This window comes from Providencia sp. PROV114 (genome assembly GCF_032704305.1).
Taxonomy (GTDB): Bacteria; Pseudomonadota; Gammaproteobacteria; order Enterobacterales; family Enterobacteriaceae; genus Providencia; species Providencia rettgeri.
In genome coordinates this window covers 3,380,068-3,401,312 of the sequence record NZ_CP120528.1, presented here as the reverse complement: position 1 = coordinate 3,401,312, position 21,245 = coordinate 3,380,068, and the positions used below count along the sequence as shown (strand labels likewise).

Below are 21,245 nucleotides of genomic sequence, written 5' to 3'. Positions count from 1 at the left end.
TTATGTCTACTCTACTTTATATTCATGGTTTTAATAGCTCACCTCAATCCGCTAAAGCTAATAACTTAAAGCAATGGATTGACGAGAATTATCCACATATTAATATGCTTGTACCGCAATTGCCGAACTACCCTCAGCAAGCTCAAGCGATGTTGGATGATATTATCCAACAGCACCAGCATGAAAAAATGGGGCTAGTTGGGTCTTCACTAGGCGGTTATTTTTCGATTTGGTTTTCAGAGCGTTATCAGCTCCCAGCTGTCGTTGTAAACCCTGCAGTGCGTCCTTTTGATTTACTGCAAGATTACTTAGGCGACAATACAAACCCATATACTCATGAACAATATGTGTTGGAAGAAAAGCATATCCATGAGCTAAAATCCTTATACATTGAAAGACTCGCATCTCCTCATCTTATCTGGCTATTACAGCAAATGGGTGATGAAGTACTTGATTATCGAGAGGCAGTTGCCTATCTTTCAAAGTGCAAACAAACTGTGGAACCTGACGGTAATCATGCCTTTATTGGTTTTGAAGCTTACTTTTCTCAAATTGTTGATTTCCTTCAATTGGCAGAGAAATAGTGTCAAAACGTATGAACACTGTTATTATCAACAGTAACTCACTGATTGAATAGTTCAATTAATCACCTATTACCGCAGAATGACAACATGACTCAATCTAGTTATAACGCAGAGGCCATTGAAGTCCTCAGTGGTTTAGAGCCTGTTCGCCGTCGTCCGGGGATGTATACCGACACCAGTCGACCGAACCATCTGGCTCAAGAAGTAATTGATAATAGCGTCGATGAAGCGCTTGCGGGGCACGCGAGCCACATCGAAGTTATTTTACATGCCGATCAATCCCTTGAAGTAATCGACGATGGGCGCGGTATGCCTGTCGATATCCACCCTGAAATGAAAGTGTCAGCTGTTGAGCTGATTCTAGGGCAATTACATGTAGGGGGAAAATTCTCCAATAAAAACTACCAATTCTCAGGTGGTTTGCATGGTGTCGGGATTTCTGTCGTCAATGCGTTATCAAAACGTATTGAAGTTACTGTTCGTCGTGATAGCCAAGTGTATCAAATTGCTTTTGAGAACGGCGACAAGGTTGAAGATTTGCATGTAATAGGGACTTGTGGCAAACGTAACACAGGTACTAGCGTGCATTTTTGGCCAGATGGCAGCTATTTTGATAGTCCAAAGTTTTCAGTAACTCGTTTAACTCATAACTTAAAAGCTAAAGCCGTTTTATGCCCTGGCGTGAAAATCACGTTTAAGGATAAGCTCAACAATACAGAGCAAAGCTGGTGCTACAGTGACGGGTTGACCGATTACCTAATGGAGTCAATTGACGGCCTTGAAGCGTTACCGCCAAAACCGTTTACAGGCGAATTTTCCGGGGAAACTGAAGCCGCACAATGGGCGTTGCTCTGGTTGCCTGAAGGCGGGGAATTACTAACAGAAAGTTATGTCAACCTTATCCCAACAGCGCTAGGTGGGACCCATGTTAATGGTTTACGCCAAGGGTTGCTTGATGCAATGCGTGAGTTTTGTGAATTCCGTAATATATTGCCTCGTGGTGTTAAGCTCTCCGCTGATGACATTTGGGAGCGCTGCACTTATGTGCTTTCCGTTAAAATGCAAGACCCACAATTTGCAGGGCAAACGAAAGAACGTCTGTCTTCGCGTCAATGTGCTGCGTTTGTTTCGGGTGTGGTAAAAGATGCTTTCAGTTTATGGCTTAACCAGAACGTGCAAGTGGCTGAACAACTCGCAGAAATGGCAATTTCTAGCGCGCAACGTCGAATGCGTGCAGCGAAAAAAGTGGTGCGTAAAAAACTCACCAGTGGCCCTGCATTACCGGGTAAATTAGCCGATTGTAGCTCCCAAGACCTGAGTATGACGGAATTGTTCCTTGTAGAAGGGGACTCCGCGGGAGGGTCTGCAAAACAAGCTCGTGACCGCGAATATCAAGCTATCATGCCGTTGCGCGGTAAAATCCTCAATACATGGGAAGTGTCTTCTGATGAAGTTTTAGCTTCCCAAGAGGTACATGACATCTCTGTTGCTATTGGGATAGACCCCGATAGCGAAGACCTTAGCCAATTGCGCTATGGGAAAATTTGTATCCTTGCGGATGCGGACTCCGATGGCTTGCACATTGCTACACTGCTATGTGCATTATTTGTCCGTCATTTCCCAACATTAGTAAAAGCAGGGCATGTCTATATGGCAATGCCACCGTTATATCGTATCGATTTAGGTAAAGAAACGTTTTACGCCCTTGATGAAAGCGAAAAAAATGCTGTGCTTGAACGTCTTAGCCGCAAGCGCGGTAAACCCAATGTTCAACGTTTTAAAGGGTTGGGTGAAATGAACCCACTGCAATTACGTGAAACGACATTAGATCCAAATACTCGTCGTCTTGTACAGCTAATTATCGATGATGAAAACTACCAAGAAACACTTGCTGTCATGGATATGCTTCTTGCTAAAAAACGCTCTGAAGATCGCCGTAATTGGCTGCAAGAAAAAGGCGATATGGCTGAAATTGATGTCTAATATTCGAATTGCGATGAGAAAGGAACGAATTGAATGAGTGAAATTACTCATGATGGTGTAGAGCGTTTACCGCTGCATGCCTTCACTGAAAATGCCTATCTGAACTATTCGATGTACGTCATCATGGATAGGGCATTACCATTTATTGGCGATGGGCTTAAACCTGTTCAGCGCCGTATTGTGTATGCGATGTCAGAACTTGGCTTAAGCAACACTGCGAAATACAAAAAGTCCGCCAGAACGGTGGGCGATGTTCTCGGTAAATATCACCCACATGGTGATAGCGCTTGTTATGAAGCGATGGTGTTGATGGCGCAGCCATTTTCTTACCGCTACCCGCTGGTGGATGGTCAAGGGAACTGGGGGGCACCCGATGACCCTAAATCATTCGCAGCAATGCGTTATACAGAATCACGTTTATCAAAATATGCTGAAATTTTACTCAGCGAACTTGGCCATGGCACAGTTGATTGGGTACCAAACTTTGATGGTACGCTAAACGAGCCAAAAATGTTGCCGGCACGTTTACCGAATATTCTGCTAAACGGTACAACGGGAATTGCGGTTGGGATGGCGACAGATATTCCACCCCATAACGCCCGAGAAGTGGCTCAAGCGTTAGTTGCTTTACTGGATAAACCGACACTAAATCTTGATGACATCATGGCATTTGTACCGGGGCCTGATTATCCAACTGAAGCAGAAATTATTTCTTCCCGTGATGATATCCGTAAAATTTATCAAAATGGGCGCGGTTCTGTACGCATGCGTGCTGTGTGGGAAAAAGAAGATGGTAATGCGGTTATCACGGCTCTACCTCATCAAGTTTCTGGGGCGAAAGTCTTAGAACAAATTGCCAGCCAAATGCGTGCGAAAAAATTGCCGATGGTTGAAGATTTACGTGATGAATCAAACCACGAAAACCCAACTCGTTTAGTGATTGTTCCGCGCAGTAATCGTGTTGATCTTGAACAAGTCATGACACACTTATTTGCGACAACAGATTTAGAGCGTAGTTACCGTGTTAACCTAAATATGATTGGTTTAGATAACCGACCAGCGGTAAAAGGGCTTGTTGAGATCTTAAATGAGTGGATTGCTTACCGTCGTCAAACCGTACGTAATCGCTTAAATCATCGGTTAGAAAAAGTATTAAGACGTTTACATATTTTAGATGGTTTATTAATTGCCTATCTGAATATTGATGAAGTCATTGAAATTATTCGTACAGAAGATGAACCGAAAGCGGTTTTAATGTCACGTTTTAATATCAGTGATACCCAAGCTGAAGCTATTTTAGAGCTAAAATTACGCCATTTAGCCAAGCTTGAAGAAATGAAGATTCGTGGCGAGCAAGATGAGTTGGCTAAAGAACGCGATGATTTACAAGCGATTCTCGGGTCTGAAAGACGTTTAAATACGTTGATTAAAAAAGAGATTCAATCTGACGCCAAAGATTACGGTGATGACCGTCGCTCCCCGTTGCATGAGCGGGAAGAAGCGAAAGCAATGAGCGAGCATGAAATTTTACCGTCAGAACCGATTACCGTTGTGCTTTCTGATATGGGATGGGTGCGTAGTGCTAAAGGGCATGATATCGAACCGACTAACCTAAATTATAAAGCAGGAGATGGTTTTAAAGGAGCAGCACGAGGCAAGTCAAACCAAGCGGCGGTGTTCCTTGATACGACAGGGCGCAGCTATTCTGTGGACCCACTGGAATTACCTTCAGCGCGTAGTCAAGGTGAGCCTCTAACGGGTAAATTAACTCTGCCTCCAGGTGCGACCATTGAGCATGTATTAATGGCGCCTGACGAACAGAAATATTTAATGGCTTCTGATGCAGGTTACGGTTTTATTTGTACCTTTAATGATTTAGTCACTAAAAATAAAACAGGTAAGGCCTTAATCTCCTTACCTGAAAACGCCAAAGTATTAGCACCAATTGAACTGCATAATGAACAGGAAGATTTGCTATTGGCAATTACCAAGGCAGGGCGTATGTTGATATTCCCTGTAGCGGATTTACCTCAACTTTCAAAAGGTAAAGGTAATAAAATTATCAATATTGCTGGCGCGCAAGCGGCAACGGGTGATGATTTATTGACTTGGTTGATGATCTTGCCTGTGGGGGCATCAATGACCTTGCATTTTGGTAAGCGGAAACTGAAATTTAAAGCAGAAGATTTGCAAAAATACCGTTCAGAACGTGGCCGTAAAGGGACGTCATTACCGCGTGGAATGCACAATATTGAGCGTATTGATATTGAGCCAGTAGATACTGAATAATTAACAAAAACAAACCTTATAAATCTTGTTGAGTATGAAGTTCAAAAGGTTTATAAGCAGACAATATTCATCATGGGGCTGCGAAGCCCCTTACAATTTGGGGTTAGTATGTTAGCGCTGATTAGAGCGATCATTGTCATTATCTACACTATTTTTGTGTGCATAGGCGGCGGTATTTACTGCTTGTTTAGCCCACGCAACCCAAAACACGTAATGACATTTGGCCATATGTTTGGGCGGTTATCCGTCGTGTTTGGGATTAAGGTTATTAATCGTGTACCTGAGAAAGCCAAAAGTTATGGCCCAAGTATTTATATAGGGAATCACCAAAACAATTACGACATGGTGACTATGTCAAATGGGGTATTACCGAGAACAGTTACAGTCGGTAAAAAAAGCTTGGTTTACATTCCATTTTTTGGTTTTTTGTATTGGATCACCGGTAATATTTTGATTGACCGTGCGAATCGTTCTAAGGCGCATAATACGATCACGCAAGTCGCAGACCAGATCAAAAAACGTAAAATATCCGTATGGATGTTCCCTGAAGGAACGCGTAGTCGCGGTCGTGGTTTATTGCCATTTAAAACAGGGGCATTTCATGCGGCTATTGCAGCAGGGGTACCTATTGTGCCTGTTTGCGTTTCGAGCACACAAGGTAAAATTAAGCTAAACCGTTGGAATAACGGTAGCGTAATTATTGAAATGTTAGACCCTATTGATACATCACTTTATACCCGTGAGCAAGTGAGGGAATTATCGGAACATTGCCATGCTTTAATGGAAGCAAAAATTAAAGAACTCGATCTTGAGGTTGAAGAGATGGCAAAACAGGGTAAATAGCCTAACCGATTGAATTTATTTTAATAATAGGCAATATGTGAATATTGCCTATTATTTTAGATTGAACATAGCATAAACTGTCTTTATTGTTATCGACTGCCTGACTTTCCTTTTCTAATTACTTACCCTTACTATTTATAATCTTATTAATTAAATTTTAATGTATTGGATAGATATTTTTAGAATTTAGCCTTTTTTCGCGATATCATGGCTCACAAATTATTGCGGTCTTAAATTGTTGTATCTAAGTAGTTATATTGCTAGCGCCAACCTAAAATTAGCCATATCATTGGCTGAATATTTATAATATCAAATAATAAAATGCGCTGGAATTTTGTTTAGCGGAGAATTTATGTCATTCAATCGATGCCAAACCCTAATAGCGGCAGGGATGGCTCTATGTTTGTCCTATGCGCCTATTTATGCAAATGCAGAAGGGGCAACAGCTTTACCTGTACCACCGTTATTAGAATCACGGTCTGGACAGCCATTATTTTTAACATTACAAAAAATTCATTGGTCTTTTGATGGAAAATATTCAGCCGATATTTGGGGAGTTAATGGTTCTTCTCCTGGCCCGACTGTCAAAGTAAAAAATGGCGATGATATTAAGCTTATTTATAGTAATCGCTTACCTGAAGCCGTTTCGATGACTATCAGTGGCTTGCAAATACCAGGAACACAAATAGGTGGAGCCGCACGGTTAATTTCACCTAATGCGGACTGGTCTCCGGTGATCCCGATACGCCAAAATGCAGCTACGCTCTGGTATCATGCGAATACTCAAGGGAAAATGGGCGAACAAGTCTACAATGGTTTATTAGGGATGTGGATCATTGAAGATGATGTGACGAAAAACCTGCGTTTACCGAAACACTATGGTGTTGATGATTTTCCGGTCATTATTCAAGATAAGCGCTTAGATAATTTTGGCGTTCCAGAATACAAAGCGGATGAAAATGGTTTTTTAGGCGATACATTACTGGTTAACGGCGTGCAAAATCCATACATTGAAGTTTCTCGAGGATGGGTGCGCTTACGGTTATTAAATGCGTCGAACTCCCGTAATTATGTAATGAAAATCAGTGATGGCCGCCCATTTTCGTTGATTGCATCTGACCAAGGTTTACTAACTGTCCCTGTGAGTGTTCAAGAACTACCGTTAGCGCCGGGTGAACGACGCGAAGTCTTGATTGATATGGCTAAAACGCAAGAGTTAACTATCACGGCAGGTGAGTCGGCGACCTTTATGGACCGCTTAAAGGGGTTATTCGAGCCATCGAATAATTTAATTTCAACTAATGTGCTAACTATCAAAGCGACAGGGTTAATGTCATTAGTAACAGACGGCTTACCGACACAATTAGTTGAAGATAAAACGCAAGTCACATCCAGTATTACACAACGCAATATTCACCTTAATGATGGTTTTGGTATTAACAATGCGACCATTGATACAAATAGGGTCGATTTCTCAAGTCTCCAAGGTAATTGGGAGCGTTGGGTTGTGACGACGAATGAACCGCAAGCGTTTCATATTGAAGGTGTGCGTTTTAAGGTTTTAAACCGTAATGGTAAACCAACTCCACCAGAAGACTATGGCTGGAAAGATACGGTATGGGTTGATGGTCGCGTTGAATTATTAGTGGAAATGATGCAGCCATCCTATAACCACTTTCCTTTTTTATTCTATAGTCAAAACTTGGAAAAAGCGGATTTAGGTTCAGTGGGGCAGTTGGTTGTTGCACCGCAAGACACAATGCAATAATTCGTATTACAACAATATTGAATATTTAAAAAGCAGGCATTTAGCCTGCTTTTTTGATGGGAGCTAATAAGGCTAGCTTAGCGCCACTCGAACACCAAAGGCGATTAATACCACTCCGAGAACCTTATCAACATAGGTTTGTACTTTTGCTAGGCCTTTTCTGACAGGGGCACTTTGGATCAAAAAGACTAATATTGGCCAATAAATGACAGCTAAGCCCCAAATAATAAAGGCAAACCATAGTTTTTCACCGACGGTAGAATTAACATCTAATACTTGAGTGAAGACTGCTAAAAAGAATAGCGTGGCTTTTGGGTTTAATACATTGCAGAGGAAACCTTGCATAAAGGCTTTCTTGAATGAAACAATTTCGTGTTTGCTGGTTGTGAGATCAACGCTATGGCCGGATTGCGGAAGTAAGCTTTTGACACCGATCCAAATTAAATAGGCCGCACCTGCGTATTTTAAGATATTAAACAGCCAAGGTGTGGTGGTAATTAAAACAGCTAGGCCCGCAACGCAGTAGGACATATGCAACGCGATAGCGACTATCACACCACATGCAGACATTAATGCCGCAGAGCGTTGATAGCGAGCTGAGTTTTTGACAATTAAAAAGAAGTCAGGCCCTGGAGAAAGCATACCGAGTGCCGCGATGGTCGCAACCATAATACTCGTTTCGTACATTTTTGATCTCTTTTCCCGTTCAATGTTGGTAAATAAAAATGACCGACTAAATACTCGTATTTAGGCTGATATCAGAGGGTTCATTTTGTTTTTTCATGTTATTTTTAGTCGTAAGTTTATCAATTTGAGTATAAGTGATTCAAACCTGTTTAAGGAAGCTTAAATTTAGTCGACGAAACAATTCTCTTTCCGTATAGTGTGCTCAATTTTTATATCTTGTTTCTAAGGTGAATAGATGAATATTAGCTTAATCGCAGCAATGGCGATCGATCAGGTTATCGGCATGGAAAAAGCGATGCCTTGGAATTTGCCGGGGGATCTAGCGTGGTTCAAACGAAATACGTTAAATAAACCGGTTATCATGGGGCGTGTGACCTATGAATCTATTGGGCGCCCATTACCACAACGTGTAAATATTGTATTAAGCAGTGTTCCTGGCACTGATTCTGATGTGATTTGGGTAACGTCAATTGAAGAAGCGTTAGCCGCGGCACAAGCAATTGAAAATGTTGATGAAGTGATGGTGATTGGCGGTGGTAAAGTTTATCAACAATTTTTACCATTAGCGAATAAACTCTATTTGACTCATGTTGATGCCGAAGTTATTGGTGATACCCATTTTCCAACTTATGAGCCTGATGAATGGGATTCTATTTTTACGGAATACCATGAAGCTGATGAAAACAATACCCATGGTTATTGTTTTGAGATCCTAACCAAAAGAGCTTAATTTTTGGTTTGATCACAAAATGGCGCTTAATTGCGCCATTTTGCTATAACTTACAGTTGATCATATAAAAAGTTATTCTTTGCGGCGTTTTTGATATGACTTTTGGCGGTGATACTGCTTGGTTTCCCAATGGAATAGCGTCAAGTCTCCTCCCCAGCAGCACCCAGTATCTAAAGCATAGACGTTATCGGGGGTACATTTTCCTTCGAGCGATGCCCAGTGACCAAAAAATACCGAGTAATCATCAGGAATTTGGCTTGGTAGATCGAACCACGGTTTTAGTGGGGCAGGTGCCTTTTTGGGGTTTTCCTTGCAAATCATATCTAATTGCCCGTTCGGAAAACAGTAGCGCAGACGTGTTAAGGCATTGGTACTAAAACGCAAGCGTGCTAGCCCCATTAGGCTTTCAGACCAGTTATTTGGCATATCACCATACATGGAGTCGATAAATAGTGGATATGCATCACTGGAAAGCACTGCTTCAACTTCTCTTGCACACATGCGTGCTGTTTTGATATCCCATTGCGGAGTCATACCGGCATGGGTCATCAAGATCTTTTTTTCTTCATCAATTTGTAATAAAGGTTGGCGACGTAACCAATTGATCAGTTCGTCAAGATCAGGGGCATGTAATAACTCATCGAGGTGATCTTTGGGTTTATTGCGACTGATCTTACAGTAAATTCCCAACAGATGGAGATCATGGTTACCAAGCACTAGACGTACGGCTGAGCCAAGGCTTTTTACATAGCGTAAAACTTGCAGTGATTCAGCTCCGCGAGCAACGAGATCGCCTGTTAACCATAATGTGTCTTTGGTTGGATCAAAATGAACACTTTCCATCAAGTCACGGAGTTCACGATAGCAACCGTGAATATCACCTACTAAATATGTCGACATAATTAATTAATCAGTGTTGGGATGGCAAGACGAAAAGCAGGGATATCAACGTGGAAACTGTCCCCTTGCGTACTTATCATCACATAATAACCTTCCATCGTACCCATTGGTGTTTCAAGGATTGCGCCACTGGTATAACGATATTCTTTTCCTGGCTGAATAAGGGGTTGTTCACCCACTACTCCTTCACCTTGAACTTCGGTTTTATGGCCATCACTGTTAGTAATGAGCCAATAACGGCTCATTAATTGGATAGGTTCCCGCCCTAAATTACGAATGCAGATTGTGTAAGCAAACACATATCTCGCAATATCGGGTTGAGATTGGCTTTCTATATAGACACTCTGAACTTGGATGCTAACATTCGGCTCATTAAGCATAGTGCCTCCTTCAACAGACTATTCTGAACGGTTAGAGAGATAGTTTGCCATTTTACAATATTGTTCAACAGAAATATTTTCTGCTCGAGTGCTTAAATCAATACCCAGTTCTGTTAACTCTTCAACGCTGAATAAATCCCCAAGACTGTTACGAACAGTTTTACGGCGTTGATTGAAAGCTTGTGTGGTAATGCGACTTAAAAATTTAATGTCTTTTACCGGATATGGGTTTTCACGATGAGGAATCAACCTAACAATGGCAGAATCTACTTTTGGTGCGGGTGTAAATGCAGTCGGCGGTACTTCTAACACAGGCACCACATTACAGTAATATTGTGCCATGACACTCAAGCGGCCAAAGGCTTTGCTGCCAGGGCCTGCGACCAGACGATTCACCACTTCTTTTTGCAGCATGAAATTCATATCAGCAATGGAGTTGGTGAATGTGAATAGATGGAACATTAATGGTGTAGAGATATTGTAAGGCAAGTTACCAAAAACGCGCAGGGGTTGACCTGCTTGTTTGGCTAATTCACCAAAATCTACTGTCATTGCATCTTGCTGAATGATAGTTAATTTATCTTTTAGCTGAGGGTGAACGTGTAAGCGTGCTGCAAGGTCACGGTCAAGTTCAACTACAGTCATTTTATCGATTCGGCTACCGACAGGTTCGGTTAAGGCACCTAAGCCGGGACCAATTTCTACAATGGACTGACCTGGCAGCGGGTTCATGGCATCCACGATGCTGTCGATAATAAATTGGTCAGTTAAAAAGTTCTGCCCGAAGCGTTTGCGGGCAAAGTGCCCCTGATGGACTCGATTATTCATGTATTCTTAGATGTCATTTGGATAGCTAACTTTAATGCGGTGATAAAACTTCCCACATCAGCATGACCCGTACCAGCGAGTTCAAGGGCTGTGCCATGGTCGACAGAGGTACGGATAAAAGGCAGGCCGAGAGTAATATTTACTGCTCTGCCAAAACCTTGGTATTTTAACACAGGAAGGCCCTGATCGTGATACATTGCTAACACTGCGTCTGCATGGTCTAAATACTTAGCTTGAAATAGGGTATCTGCAGGCAATGGCCCAATCAAATTAATCCCTTTTGTGCGCAGGTTTTCGAGCGCGGGCTCTATCGTATCAATTTCTTCGGTACCCATGTGCCCGCCTTCTCCTGCATGTGGATTTAAACCACAAACATAGATGGCTGGTTTTTCAATACCAAATTTTGTTTGTAAATCATGGTGTAAAATCGTGATGACTTCATTCAGGCTTTGTTGAGTGATGGCAGCTGACACGTCTTTGAGTGGCAAATGCGTTGTGGCTAATGCAACACGCAGTTCTTCGGTAGCTAGCATCATAACAACGCGTTCACAGCCACTTCTTTCTGCAAAGAATTCAGTGTGGCCGCTAAATGGTACGCCAGCATCATTAATGATGCTTTTATGTACAGGCCCTGTGACTATGGCTGAGAATTCACCCTTTAAACAGCCGTCACAGGCTTTTGCTAAGCTTTCTACGACATATTGGCCATTATCAACGTTAAGTACACCTGCCTTTGCAGCCGTTGCTAAATGAACAGGTAGAACGGATAAACTACCCGCAGGTTGTACTTTAGTGACGGTATTGGGGATATATTCGGTTAATGTCAGTGGCAAATTCAGCGCTTTGGCACGCTGGCGTAACAATTCAGGATCAACACAGGCAACCAGCTCAACAGGCCATTGCTGTTGAGCAAGCTGAATCAGTAGGTCAGGACCAATCCCGGCAGGTTCGCCGGGAGTGATGACAATAGGCTTAATTTGATTTTTCATCTGTAGACTGGCTGTCACGGCCATCAACCATTTTCACATAAGCGGAAGCACGTTGTTCTTGCATCCAGCTCTGTGCTTCTTCATTAAATTTACGGTTGAATAGCAGGCGGTACGCTTGGTCTTTTTGTGCCGCATCTGTTTTATCAACGTTACGAGTGTCTTCTAATTGGATTAAGTGCCAACCAAAATTTGATTGAACAGGTTGGCTTAATTCGCCTTTATTCAGTCTCATTAATGCATCACGGAAAGCCGGGTCGTAGACATCAGGCATATTCCAACCTAATTCACCACCTTTTAATGCGCTACCTGGATCCTCAGAATTCTCTTTTGCTGCATCTTCAAATGAAACTTTGCCTGAACGAATTTCCTGAGCAATTTTGGTTAATTTTTGTCTTGCTTGTGCATCATCCATAATTGGTGATGATTTAATCAAGATGTGACGTGCTTTCACTTCTGTGACAGAAATTGGTTGGCTGCCACCACTTACATCATTTACACGTAAAATATGGTAGCCGACACCGGAACGAATTGGGCCAGCAATATCGCCTTTTTTCGCATTTTTCAGCTGCTCAGCAAAGACAACAGGCAATTCTTGTAGGCGTGACCAACCCATATTACCGCCTTTCAGCGCTTGAGGGTCTGCTGAATAAGCGATAGCTAACTTACCAAAATCTCCGCCTTTTTTCAGTTCAGCTAAAATTTTATTCACTAATGCTTCAGCGTTTTTTAGTTGTTCTTGCGTTGGGTTTTCTGCCAACGGGATCAAGATATGGCTTAGATTAACGCCCATTTCATAATTGGCTTGTGAGCTCATTTGCTCTGCAAGAGAATCAACCTCTTGAGGTAAAATGGTAACGCGGCGGCGAACTTCATTGTTACGCACTTCAGCGATCAGCATCTCTTTACGAATTTCGCTACGATATTGATTCATATTGATGCCATCTGCGGTTAAGCGTTGTTGCATTTGCTGCAGTGTTAAACCGTTTTGACGAGCGATATCCGTAATAGTTGCATCCACGGCTTCATCTGGAATATTGATTTGCATTTGGCTAGCCATTTGCAAAATGATGTTATCCATAACGAGACGCTCGAGGATCTGATGACGCAGAGTTTGATCATCAGGCACTTGTTGACGTGCGTTCTGAGCGTTCAGTTTTACTGTGTTGATCATATTCTGGACGTCACTTTCCAGCACAACACCGTTATTGACGACCGCAGCGACTTTATCCATTTGCTGAGGCGCAGCCAAAGCAGTGGAGCTTGCGAACATCAGTCCCAGAATAAGCGTTCTCCAATTCTTCATAATGGTCCTATAAATATTGACTTTGATTCCGCAAAAGCGGGCTAATCTCTTTTTTACTCGTCATACTTCAAGTTGCAGTGTTGTTGACTGCGTTCATTCGCACTAGTCACATACTCATGTATGCTCCTAGCGACTCACTTGCTTGTCGCCTAACTGCAACTCGAATTATTTAGAGTAAATTTATGTTATTTTTATCAGAAAGCACGTTGATAAGGCATAATGCCACTTTCTAACATTTTCTGACTACCTAAACTATGATTGTTATTTAGGCCTCTAAGTTCCACATTGATTGACCATTTATTGTCATATTCACTGCTAAACTTCTCTTTTTGCCAACCAACTATCTTACGTTCATAGCCAAGATTGACTGCCCAGCAACAAGTATTGTATTGCAAACCAACCAGTTGGCTCGCAGGTTGCTGTTGTTTGGTATCATAATAATATGAACCTACAAAGCCCCAACGCTCGCTTAATGGCCAACTCATGACAGCACCCACTTGTGAAATGCCGCGTTGGTATTCAGGCAGTGTATAGGTATAGCCACCATTCGCAGTATCTTCACGACGGAAGGTTGCTTGAATATAATCGCGGTCAACGAAACGGTAGTTCAACTGAACTAAACGATCGGCATCTAAACGGTATTCTGCAACCGCATTCCCCATTGTGACATTACCGAGACGGCGGTCATATTGTAACCCACCACGCAAGCCCCAGTTATCATCAATTCGCCACATAGAGTCAGTGGCCCACAATAATGAACCTGTGTTGCTTTTATCATCTATTGGGCGATTTGAATCACCAGCACGTGGGCGTTCAAAGTAATAAATTTGCCCCACAGAGAAGTTAAAGCGCTCAGCTAAAGTATCGTCATAAACACGTGTTGTGACACCTGTGGTGAACTGGTTTGCAGAGGCGATACGGTCAAGGCCACTGTAAATCCGGTCACGGAATAAACCGCTATAGTCTGACTGCAGCAATGAAGAGTCAAAGTTATTGATATTATCTTGATCTTTATACGGAATATACAAATATTGGACACGTGGTTCTAATGTTTGAACGAAATCGCTGCCTTGGAAAAGGTCTCGTTCGAAGACAACTTTTGCATCGCTTTTAAACATGGGTAGAACACGCGTAACATTTTTTTCTAAGCTAGTATCCGTATTCGAGCGAGGAATATCTTGGTCGTAATGAGTCGCATACAATTTGATGCTGTTATTCATATTTGCCCAACCATTAGACAATGGCAGGTTTACTTCTGGCTCAATGTGTAAGCGAGTTGCGTCTGGGTTATTTTTACCCACACTCGTAAAACGAGCAGCTTGTGCGTAAGTATGCACGTCAAAGGCACCTAAATTATTTTTATAATAATTGAAGTCCACTTGTGGCTCTGCTTTATAAGCGCGCTTGTTGGGGTTATCCGCAAAAATTTGGAATTGCTTGTGAGTGACTTTCGCATTCCAGTTTGTATCTGAATAACCTGCACTGAATTTTTGCGTAGCGTAGCCATCAGTGGTGCTACCGTACTGGGAACTAAAGTCAGTAAAATAGCTAGGGTCGCTCACTTTGGTATAGTCAGAGCTGAAGTTCCAATGCCCCGCGTAAGTCCCAGAATGGCGCCAGTAGAATAACCAACGGTCATCGCTATCACGATCTTCACGCTTACCACGTTCTTTGTCTTTGATATAAGCACGGTCATGATTTAGAAAATCAAAGGCCACGGTGCCTGTACCTGGAGCAATAAGGTAGCGGAATTCATTATTTAATTTTACACCACGGTGGGTCATAAATTGCGGTGTAATTGTGGCATCGTAGTTTGGTGCAATATTCCAATAATAGGGTAATGAGAACTCTAGCCCATCGTTACTTGAATAACTTCCCGTCGGAATTAAAAAACCTGAACGGCGCTTATTGCCAATCGGTAATTGCATATATGGGCTATAGAAAATAGGCACGTCACCCACTTTAAAGCGCGCATGCCAAATTTCAGCGACTTCTTCTTCGCGGTCGATAATGACTTCAGAGCCCGCGACGCTCCAGCTATTATTACCGGGTAAACAGGTTGTGAATGTACCGTTTTCCATAATAGAGTAACGGTTTTCACCACGCATTTTCATTTTCGTCGCATCACCACGCCCCTGACGGCCTACCATCATGTAGTTACCGTCATTCACATCAGTGTTTTTATTATCTAAGTTAGACCACGCAGAAGGGCCTTTTAAGATAATTTGTGGGTCATCGTAGTGCACATTACCAGTGGCTGTTACTTCACGCACAGGGAGTTCACCCGCTGTTTCTGTTTGGGTGAGTTTAACGTTATCAGCGGTTAATGTTTGGTTCCCTTGTTGAATATCGACATTACCTTCATATTCAACAAAATTAGGGTATTCACCACGGACATCTTCAGCGGTAATGTGAATCGGCAGGTTATTAGGGTCACCTTTTACAATCGGTTTGGTGTAAACAGGGACACCCAGCATACACTGCTGTGCAAGGTCAGCATGCGCTTGCTGACTATAAATTGCCGCCCATACCATGGTGGCGAGTAGTGTTGGATAGCTTTTTTTCATCATTAAATATGGGGTTCCGTCATCATTGGCATCGCCAGCAAACGCTCAAAGACTAACTTAGCCAACCACTTTGCGCCAGTATAATGTAAGAAACTTTACGCGCGGGTAGTTATGCATAGAGCTGAATGAATAGTATGATAATGCAAAATTGCATTTTGAGCATTGAAGAATTGAGGGATATATGCACTATTGGGGCAAAATTATTGGCGTTATACTCGCAATCGTCTCTGGATTGGGCTTTTGGGGAGCGCTAGTTGGGTTAATTATTGGGCATGGTTTTGATAAAGCATCGATTCAACGTAAATTTGCAGGGAGAATGAATAAGCGAGATCGCCAAATCATTTTCTTTGCGAGTACCTTCCAAATTTTGGGGCATTTAACGAAGTCCAAAGGCCGTGTAACCGAGACAGATATTCAGCTTGCGACCAATTTAATGGACAGAATGCAATTACATGGAGAAACACGAAAAGCGGCTCAACAAGCATTTAGAGAAGGCAAATCCCCTAACTTTCCATTGCGTGATGTATTAAAACAATTACGTATGGCCTGTTATGGCCGTTTTGACTTGATTCAGATGTTTCTGGAAATTCAATTACAAGCTGCTTTTGCTGATGGACAATTACACCCGAACGAACGAAAAGTGTTGTTTATTATTGCCGAAGAGCTCGGTATTTCTAAGGTTCAGTTTGAACAGTTCTTGGATATGATCCAAAGTGGTCGCCAATTTGGCCAAGGATACTCTCAGCAGCAATCAGGAGGGTATTATCAGCAATCAAATGGCCCAACCCTTGAAGATGCTTGTAAAGTGCTTGGCGTGTCTCCTAGTGATGACCCAACAAAAATTAAGCGAGCCTATCGTAAACTGATGAGCGAACATCACCCCGATAAACTAGTTGCGAAAGGTTTGCCGCCAGAGATGATGGAGATTGCGAAGCAAAAGGCGCAGTCTATCCAAGCCGCTTATGACTTAGTTAAGAAGGAGCTCGGCTTCAAATAAATTTCCCCGTCATATTTCGCGCCGCAGCGTTGTTGGCTGCGCTCGCGCACCCTAGTCACATACTACTGTATGCTCCTAGGGATTTGCTCTCTTGCCGCCTAGCTGCAACACGAACTATTTAGGGGAAATCAGGCTAACGAAGAAAAACCAAAAAATCTCGCTTTGTTGTCTTCATTCATGAACCCTAGTCACGTAGTAATCTACGCTCCTAAGGATTTGCTCTCTTGCCACCTAGCTGCAACACGAACTATTTAGGGGAAATCAGGGGAATAATTAAAATGGATTATTTCGCTTCCGTTTTTTGTTGGCTGCGCTCGCGCACCCTAGTTACATAGTTATGTATGTTCTTAGGGTAAAACAAACGGGAAAATAATCAGCGCAAAAACAGAGTGAGTTAATTTTTGCACTGGTAATATTGAAATCTAATCAATCGATTAGAGACCGTTAAAAATCCGGTGGGCAGGTAAAATGCATTGGTGTGCCATATTCAGGATGAGTGATGTATAATTCCTGTGCATGTAATTGTAAGCGAGGGGCGAGCGCTTTGGCTTCATCGTGAGCATAGAAACGGTCGCCTAATATTGGGTGGCCTAAAGCTAACATATGGACTCTCAGTTGGTGAGAACGACCCGTAATAGGTGAAAGCTTCACGCGTGTCGCTTGTTCTTCGTATTGTAATACTTGGTATTCAGTTTGTGCCGATTTCCCTGTTTCGAAACACACCTTTTGCTTAGGGCGGTTTGGCCAATCGCAAATTAGCGGCAAATCAATCAAGCCTTTTTCTTTTTCTAAATGTCCCCAGACACGAGCAATATAGAATTTTTTGGGCTCACGCTCCCTAAATTGGCGTTTGAGCTCACGCTCAGCCTTTTTGTGCAGTGCCACAACCATGACGCCACTGGTTGCCATATCTAAGCGATGTACGGATTCAGCAGCAGGAAAATCACGTTGAATACGGCTCATAATGCTATCGTGGTGCTCAGGGGCTTTTCCGGGAACAGAAAGTAGTTCGCTTGGCTTGTTGACGACAATGATATGGTCGTCTTGATAGAGGATGTGGAGCCAAGGTTCTAGCGGTGGATTGTACGGTATCATTCAATTACCCGTCATACTTCAAGTTGTAGGGGTGTTAGCTTCACTCAGCTACTCGGGTCACGTACTTATGTATGCTCCCCAAGATATCTTCGTTTGCTGCCTACCTACAACTCGAATTACTTAGGGTAACCCTATTTTTATTACGCAAAAGTACGAAATAAAATAATTAGTTCGAGTTGTAGATTTTAAATTAATTATCAAACCATATAGAACAATATGGTTTGATTATCATAGTTTACTGATGAGTCACCACAACTAAGCGAATGGCATCTAGGCGCCATGTGGCTTGGTCGATATTGGTCATCAGTTGCTGGCGCTCTTCTTCAATAATATCAAGCTCTTCATCACGGATGTTTGGGTTGACCGCTTTGAGTGCTTCTAAACGAGAAAGCTCCAACGTCAGCGCTTTATCAGCCGCTTCTTTTGCATTTTCTATCAATGCTTTGGCTTCTTTTTCGATCATCGGCTCAGATAAGCGTAATACCGAATGAACCTCATTTTGTACTGCATTTACCAGTTTGCTCGCCATATGGCGGTTAATGGCATTTAATTGGCGGTTAAAACTTTCAAACTCAACTTGAGATGATAAGTTATTACCTTTTAAATCAATTAATAAGCGTACCGGGGTTGCTGGTAAGAACCGGCTGATTTGCAGGTTCTTAGGCGCTTGAGCTTCCACAACGTAAATGAGTTCAGTCAATAAGGTGCCAACAGGCAGCGCTTTGTTTTTCAGTAAAGAAACCGCACAACTGCCTGTATCGCCAGATAACACTAAATCTAAACCATTACGAATAATAGGGTGTTCCCAGCTGATAAATTGCGTATCTTCACGGGAAAGCGCTTGCTCTCTATCAAACGTGATGGTGCAGCCATCTTGAGGAAGTCCTGGGAAATCAGGTACTAACATATGGTCAGATGGCGTTAGGATAATTAAGTTATCACTTTTGTCTTCTTGATTAATGCCAACGATATCAAAAAGATTGAGCGCAAAGTTAACCAATTCAGTATCGTTATCGCCTTCGCTAATTTCTTCAGCTAACTGATTACCTGACTCGCCACCGTTTGAATGCATTTCAAGTAAGCGGTCACGGCCTTGTTCTAATTGCAATTTTAAGCTGTCATGCTCTGCGCGGCAGGTTTTAATAAAATCATCAAAACCTTCAGTGACTGTCGGTTCAGCCATAAATTGCAGCAATGGTTGGTAGTATTTATCGTAGATAGCTCGGCCTGTTGGGCAGGTATGTTCAAAGGCATCTAAGCCTTCGTGATACCAACGGATCAATACAGATTGAGCGGTATTTTCTAAATAAGGCACATGAATGCTGATATCACGGCTTTGGCCAATACGGTCTAAACGGCCGATGCGCTGCTCAAGTAAGTCTGGATTAAACGGCAGATCGAACATCACCAACTGGTTAGCAAATTGGAAGTTACGCCCTTCAGAGCCGATTTCAGAACACAATAGCACCTGTGCCCCTTCTTCTTGAGAAGCGAAATAGGCAGCTGCTCGGTCACGCTCTAATAGTGATAACCCCTCATGAAACACGGCAGCACGAATCGCTTCGCGTTCGCGTAACACTTGCTCCAATTGTAGTGCGGTTGCGGCTTTCGCGCAGATCACTAACACTTTTTCATGGCGGTTTGCGGTCAAAAAGCCCATTAACCATTCAACACGTGGGTCAAAGTTCCACCAAGTGGCATTTTCACCTTCAAACTCTTGGTAAATTTGCTCAGGGTAGAGCATTTCTTTTGCACGTGTTTCAACGTCTTTTTTACTGCCCATAATACCTGCCACTTTAATTGCAGTTTGGTATTGGGTGGGCAATGGCATTTTTAGTGAATGCAACTCACGGCGAGGGAAACCTTTGACACCATTACGGGTATTTCTGAACAACAGTCGGCTGGTACCATGGCGATCCATTAACATGTTGATCAGTTCTTGGCGTGCGGCATTGCCGTCTTCACTTTCAAGGTTTGCAGCCTTTAATAGTGGTTCGATATCTTGTTCTTTGATTAGCTCATTAAGTAAATTTTGCTGGTCATTAGTTAGTTTATCACCTGACAGTAACAGCGAAACCGCATCAGCAACAGGGCGGTAGTTTTCTTGCTCAGCAATAAACTCCTGGTAATCATGGAAGCGGCTAGGGTCAAGTAAACGCAGGCGAGCGAAGTGACTTTCTTGGCCAAGTTGTTCCGGTGTTGCCGTTAATAGCAAAATAGACGGGATATTTTCAGCTAATGTTTCAATAACTTGATATTCGCGGCTCGGGGCAGTTTCGCTCCACTGTAAGTGGTGAGCTTCATCGACAACCATCATATCCCAGCCCGCTTCAACTAATTGGTCAAAACGCTGCTTATTACGGCGGACAAAATCCAGTGAACACAGAACGAGTTGTTCTGTTTCAAATGGGTTATCGCTATCATGTTGTGCTTCACTGTAACGGCTATCATCAAACAAAGAAAAACGCAGATTAAAGCGGCGCAGCATCTCAACCAGCCATTGGTGTTGTAAGCTATCAGGAACGATAACTAAGACGCGCTCTGCACGGCCTGCCATTAATTGCTGGTGGATAATCATCCCCGCTTCAATGGTTTTACCTAAGCCCACTTCGTCAGCGAGTAATACGCGCGGATGGTGGCGTTTTCCCACTTCATTGGCAATATGTAATTGGTGTGGGATCAGGCTTGCACGAATACCGCGTAGGCCTGTCGCTTGGTGTTTGACTTGCTCACTTTGAAATTTGCGCGCACGAAAGCGTAAAGCAAAGCGATCCATACGGTCAATTTGCCCAGCAAATAGACGATCTTGCGGCTTATTGAATGTGAGCTTGCTGTCGAGGAACACCTCTCTAAGGCTCACACCGGTTTCTTGCGTATCTAAACGTGTGCCGATGTAAGTCAATAATCCTTTATCTTCTTCAATGCTTTCAACTTGAAGTTGCCAGCCTTCGTGGCTGGTAATGGTATCACCTTCATTAAACATCACTCGGGTAATAGGGGCATCGCTGCTAGAGTATAGGCGGTTTTCGCCACTGGCAGGGAAAAGCAACGTTACCATACGGGCATCAATTGCCACGACGGCACCTAATCCAAGTTCGCTTTCTGTATCGCTGATCCAGCGTTGACCAAGAGTAAATGGCATAGATTTAACTTAATTCCATAAAATTGAGAGTTTATTTTTTAGATTTTTTAAGACAATTTTTATCAGTGTCTTCGCCCAGTGTTGGTGTAACTCATTAATAGTTACACAAGGAAGAGTTCGAATTATTTTAAAAATAGTCGTTACCTGATGATTAATTATA

General features: G+C 42.7%; 16 protein-coding genes. 7 read left to right on the top strand and 9 right to left on the bottom strand.

Going from position 1 to position 21,245, the window contains the following annotated elements; genetic code table 11:
• Positions 1-2: 2 nt before the first annotated feature.
• The 5 genes from yqiA (at position 3) to ftsP (ending at position 7,467) form a co-directional block, all read left to right on the top strand.
• Entirely contained in the window at positions 3-584 is a 582-nt protein-coding gene (gene yqiA, locus P3L37_RS15190; protein WP_004908603.1) for an esterase YqiA, read from the top strand.
• Between the two features lie 87 nt (positions 585-671).
• Positions 672-2,567, top strand: coding sequence for a DNA topoisomerase IV subunit B (parE, locus tag P3L37_RS15185; RefSeq protein WP_272667395.1), 1,896 nt, complete (start codon positions 672-674; stop codon positions 2,565-2,567).
• Positions 2,568-2,600: 33 nt separating this feature from the next.
• Positions 2,601-4,856, top strand: a complete 2,256-nt coding sequence (gene parC, locus P3L37_RS15180; RefSeq protein WP_004908608.1) for a DNA topoisomerase IV subunit A — start codon at positions 2,601-2,603, stop codon at positions 4,854-4,856.
• A 108-nt stretch (positions 4,857-4,964) separates the two neighbouring features.
• Positions 4,965-5,699 (top strand): 1-acylglycerol-3-phosphate O-acyltransferase, encoded by a 735-nt coding sequence (locus P3L37_RS15175; RefSeq protein WP_004908611.1) that lies wholly within the window; start codon positions 4,965-4,967, stop codon positions 5,697-5,699.
• A 352-nt stretch (positions 5,700-6,051) separates the two neighbouring features.
• Positions 6,052-7,467, top strand: coding sequence for a cell division protein FtsP (gene ftsP, locus P3L37_RS15170; RefSeq protein ID WP_109911778.1), 1,416 nt, complete (start codon positions 6,052-6,054; stop codon positions 7,465-7,467).
• Positions 7,468-7,539: 72 nt separating this feature from the next.
• Here the strand turns inward: ftsP and P3L37_RS15165 are convergent, their stop codons facing one another.
• Positions 7,540-8,154 carry a LysE family transporter gene (locus P3L37_RS15165; protein WP_004908618.1) on the bottom strand — a complete coding sequence of 205 codons (615 nt, stop codon included), beginning with the start codon at positions 8,152-8,154 and terminating at the stop codon, positions 7,540-7,542.
• A gap of 235 nt (positions 8,155-8,389) precedes the next feature.
• Between P3L37_RS15165 and folA the strand changes: the two genes are divergently transcribed.
• Positions 8,390-8,884 carry a type 3 dihydrofolate reductase gene (gene folA / locus P3L37_RS15160; RefSeq protein WP_004908621.1) on the top strand — a complete coding sequence of 165 codons (495 nt, stop codon included), beginning with the start codon at positions 8,390-8,392 and terminating at the stop codon, positions 8,882-8,884.
• Positions 8,885-8,956: 72 nt separating this feature from the next.
• Here folA and apaH read toward each other — a convergent pair whose 3' ends face one another.
• The 6 genes from apaH to lptD all read right to left on the bottom strand — a co-directional run bounded on the left by apaH (position 8,957) and on the right by lptD (position 15,854).
• On the bottom strand, positions 8,957-9,784 hold the full coding sequence (apaH, locus tag P3L37_RS15155) for a bis(5'-nucleosyl)-tetraphosphatase (symmetrical) ApaH (protein ID WP_004908624.1): 828 nt from the start codon (positions 9,782-9,784) through the stop codon (positions 8,957-8,959).
• Positions 9,785-9,786: 2 nt separating this feature from the next.
• A complete protein-coding gene (gene apaG, locus P3L37_RS15150; protein ID WP_004908625.1) occupies positions 9,787-10,164 on the bottom strand; it encodes a Co2+/Mg2+ efflux protein ApaG in 378 nt (125 codons plus the stop codon).
• Between the two features lie 18 nt (positions 10,165-10,182).
• The gene (rsmA, locus tag P3L37_RS15145; protein WP_004908627.1) at positions 10,183-10,992 is read right to left on the bottom strand and encodes a 16S rRNA (adenine(1518)-N(6)/adenine(1519)-N(6))-dimethyltransferase RsmA; all 810 of its coding nucleotides are present in this window, start codon (positions 10,990-10,992) and stop codon (positions 10,183-10,185) included.
• Positions 10,989-11,981: a 4-hydroxythreonine-4-phosphate dehydrogenase PdxA gene (gene pdxA / locus P3L37_RS15140; RefSeq protein WP_109911780.1), complete on the bottom strand. Its 993-nt coding sequence runs from the start codon at positions 11,979-11,981 to the stop codon at positions 10,989-10,991. Before pdxA ends, rsmA begins: the two co-directional genes overlap by 4 nt.
• Positions 11,965-13,284: a peptidylprolyl isomerase SurA gene (gene surA, locus P3L37_RS15135; RefSeq protein WP_042851532.1), complete on the bottom strand. Its 1,320-nt coding sequence runs from the start codon at positions 13,282-13,284 to the stop codon at positions 11,965-11,967. Before surA ends, pdxA begins: the two co-directional genes overlap by 17 nt.
• Before the next feature lie 194 nt (positions 13,285-13,478).
• Positions 13,479-15,854, bottom strand: a complete 2,376-nt coding sequence (gene lptD, locus P3L37_RS15130; RefSeq protein WP_042851533.1) for an LPS assembly protein LptD — start codon at positions 15,852-15,854, stop codon at positions 13,479-13,481.
• A gap of 178 nt (positions 15,855-16,032) precedes the next feature.
• Here lptD and djlA point away from each other — a divergent pair, with 178 nt between their 5' ends.
• A complete protein-coding gene (gene djlA / locus P3L37_RS15125) occupies positions 16,033-16,848 on the top strand; it encodes a co-chaperone DjlA (protein WP_004908636.1) in 816 nt (271 codons plus the stop codon).
• A 444-nt stretch (positions 16,849-17,292) separates the two neighbouring features.
• Here the strand turns inward: djlA and rluA are convergent, their stop codons facing one another.
• Positions 17,293-17,943 carry a bifunctional tRNA pseudouridine(32) synthase/23S rRNA pseudouridine(746) synthase RluA gene (gene rluA, locus P3L37_RS15120; RefSeq protein ID WP_004908638.1) on the bottom strand — a complete coding sequence of 217 codons (651 nt, stop codon included), beginning with the start codon at positions 17,941-17,943 and terminating at the stop codon, positions 17,293-17,295.
• A gap of 235 nt (positions 17,944-18,178) precedes the next feature.
• Entirely contained in the window at positions 18,179-21,085 is a 2,907-nt protein-coding gene (gene rapA, locus P3L37_RS15115; RefSeq protein ID WP_110731769.1) for an RNA polymerase-associated protein RapA, read from the bottom strand.
• Between the last annotated feature and the right edge of the window lie 160 nt (positions 21,086-21,245).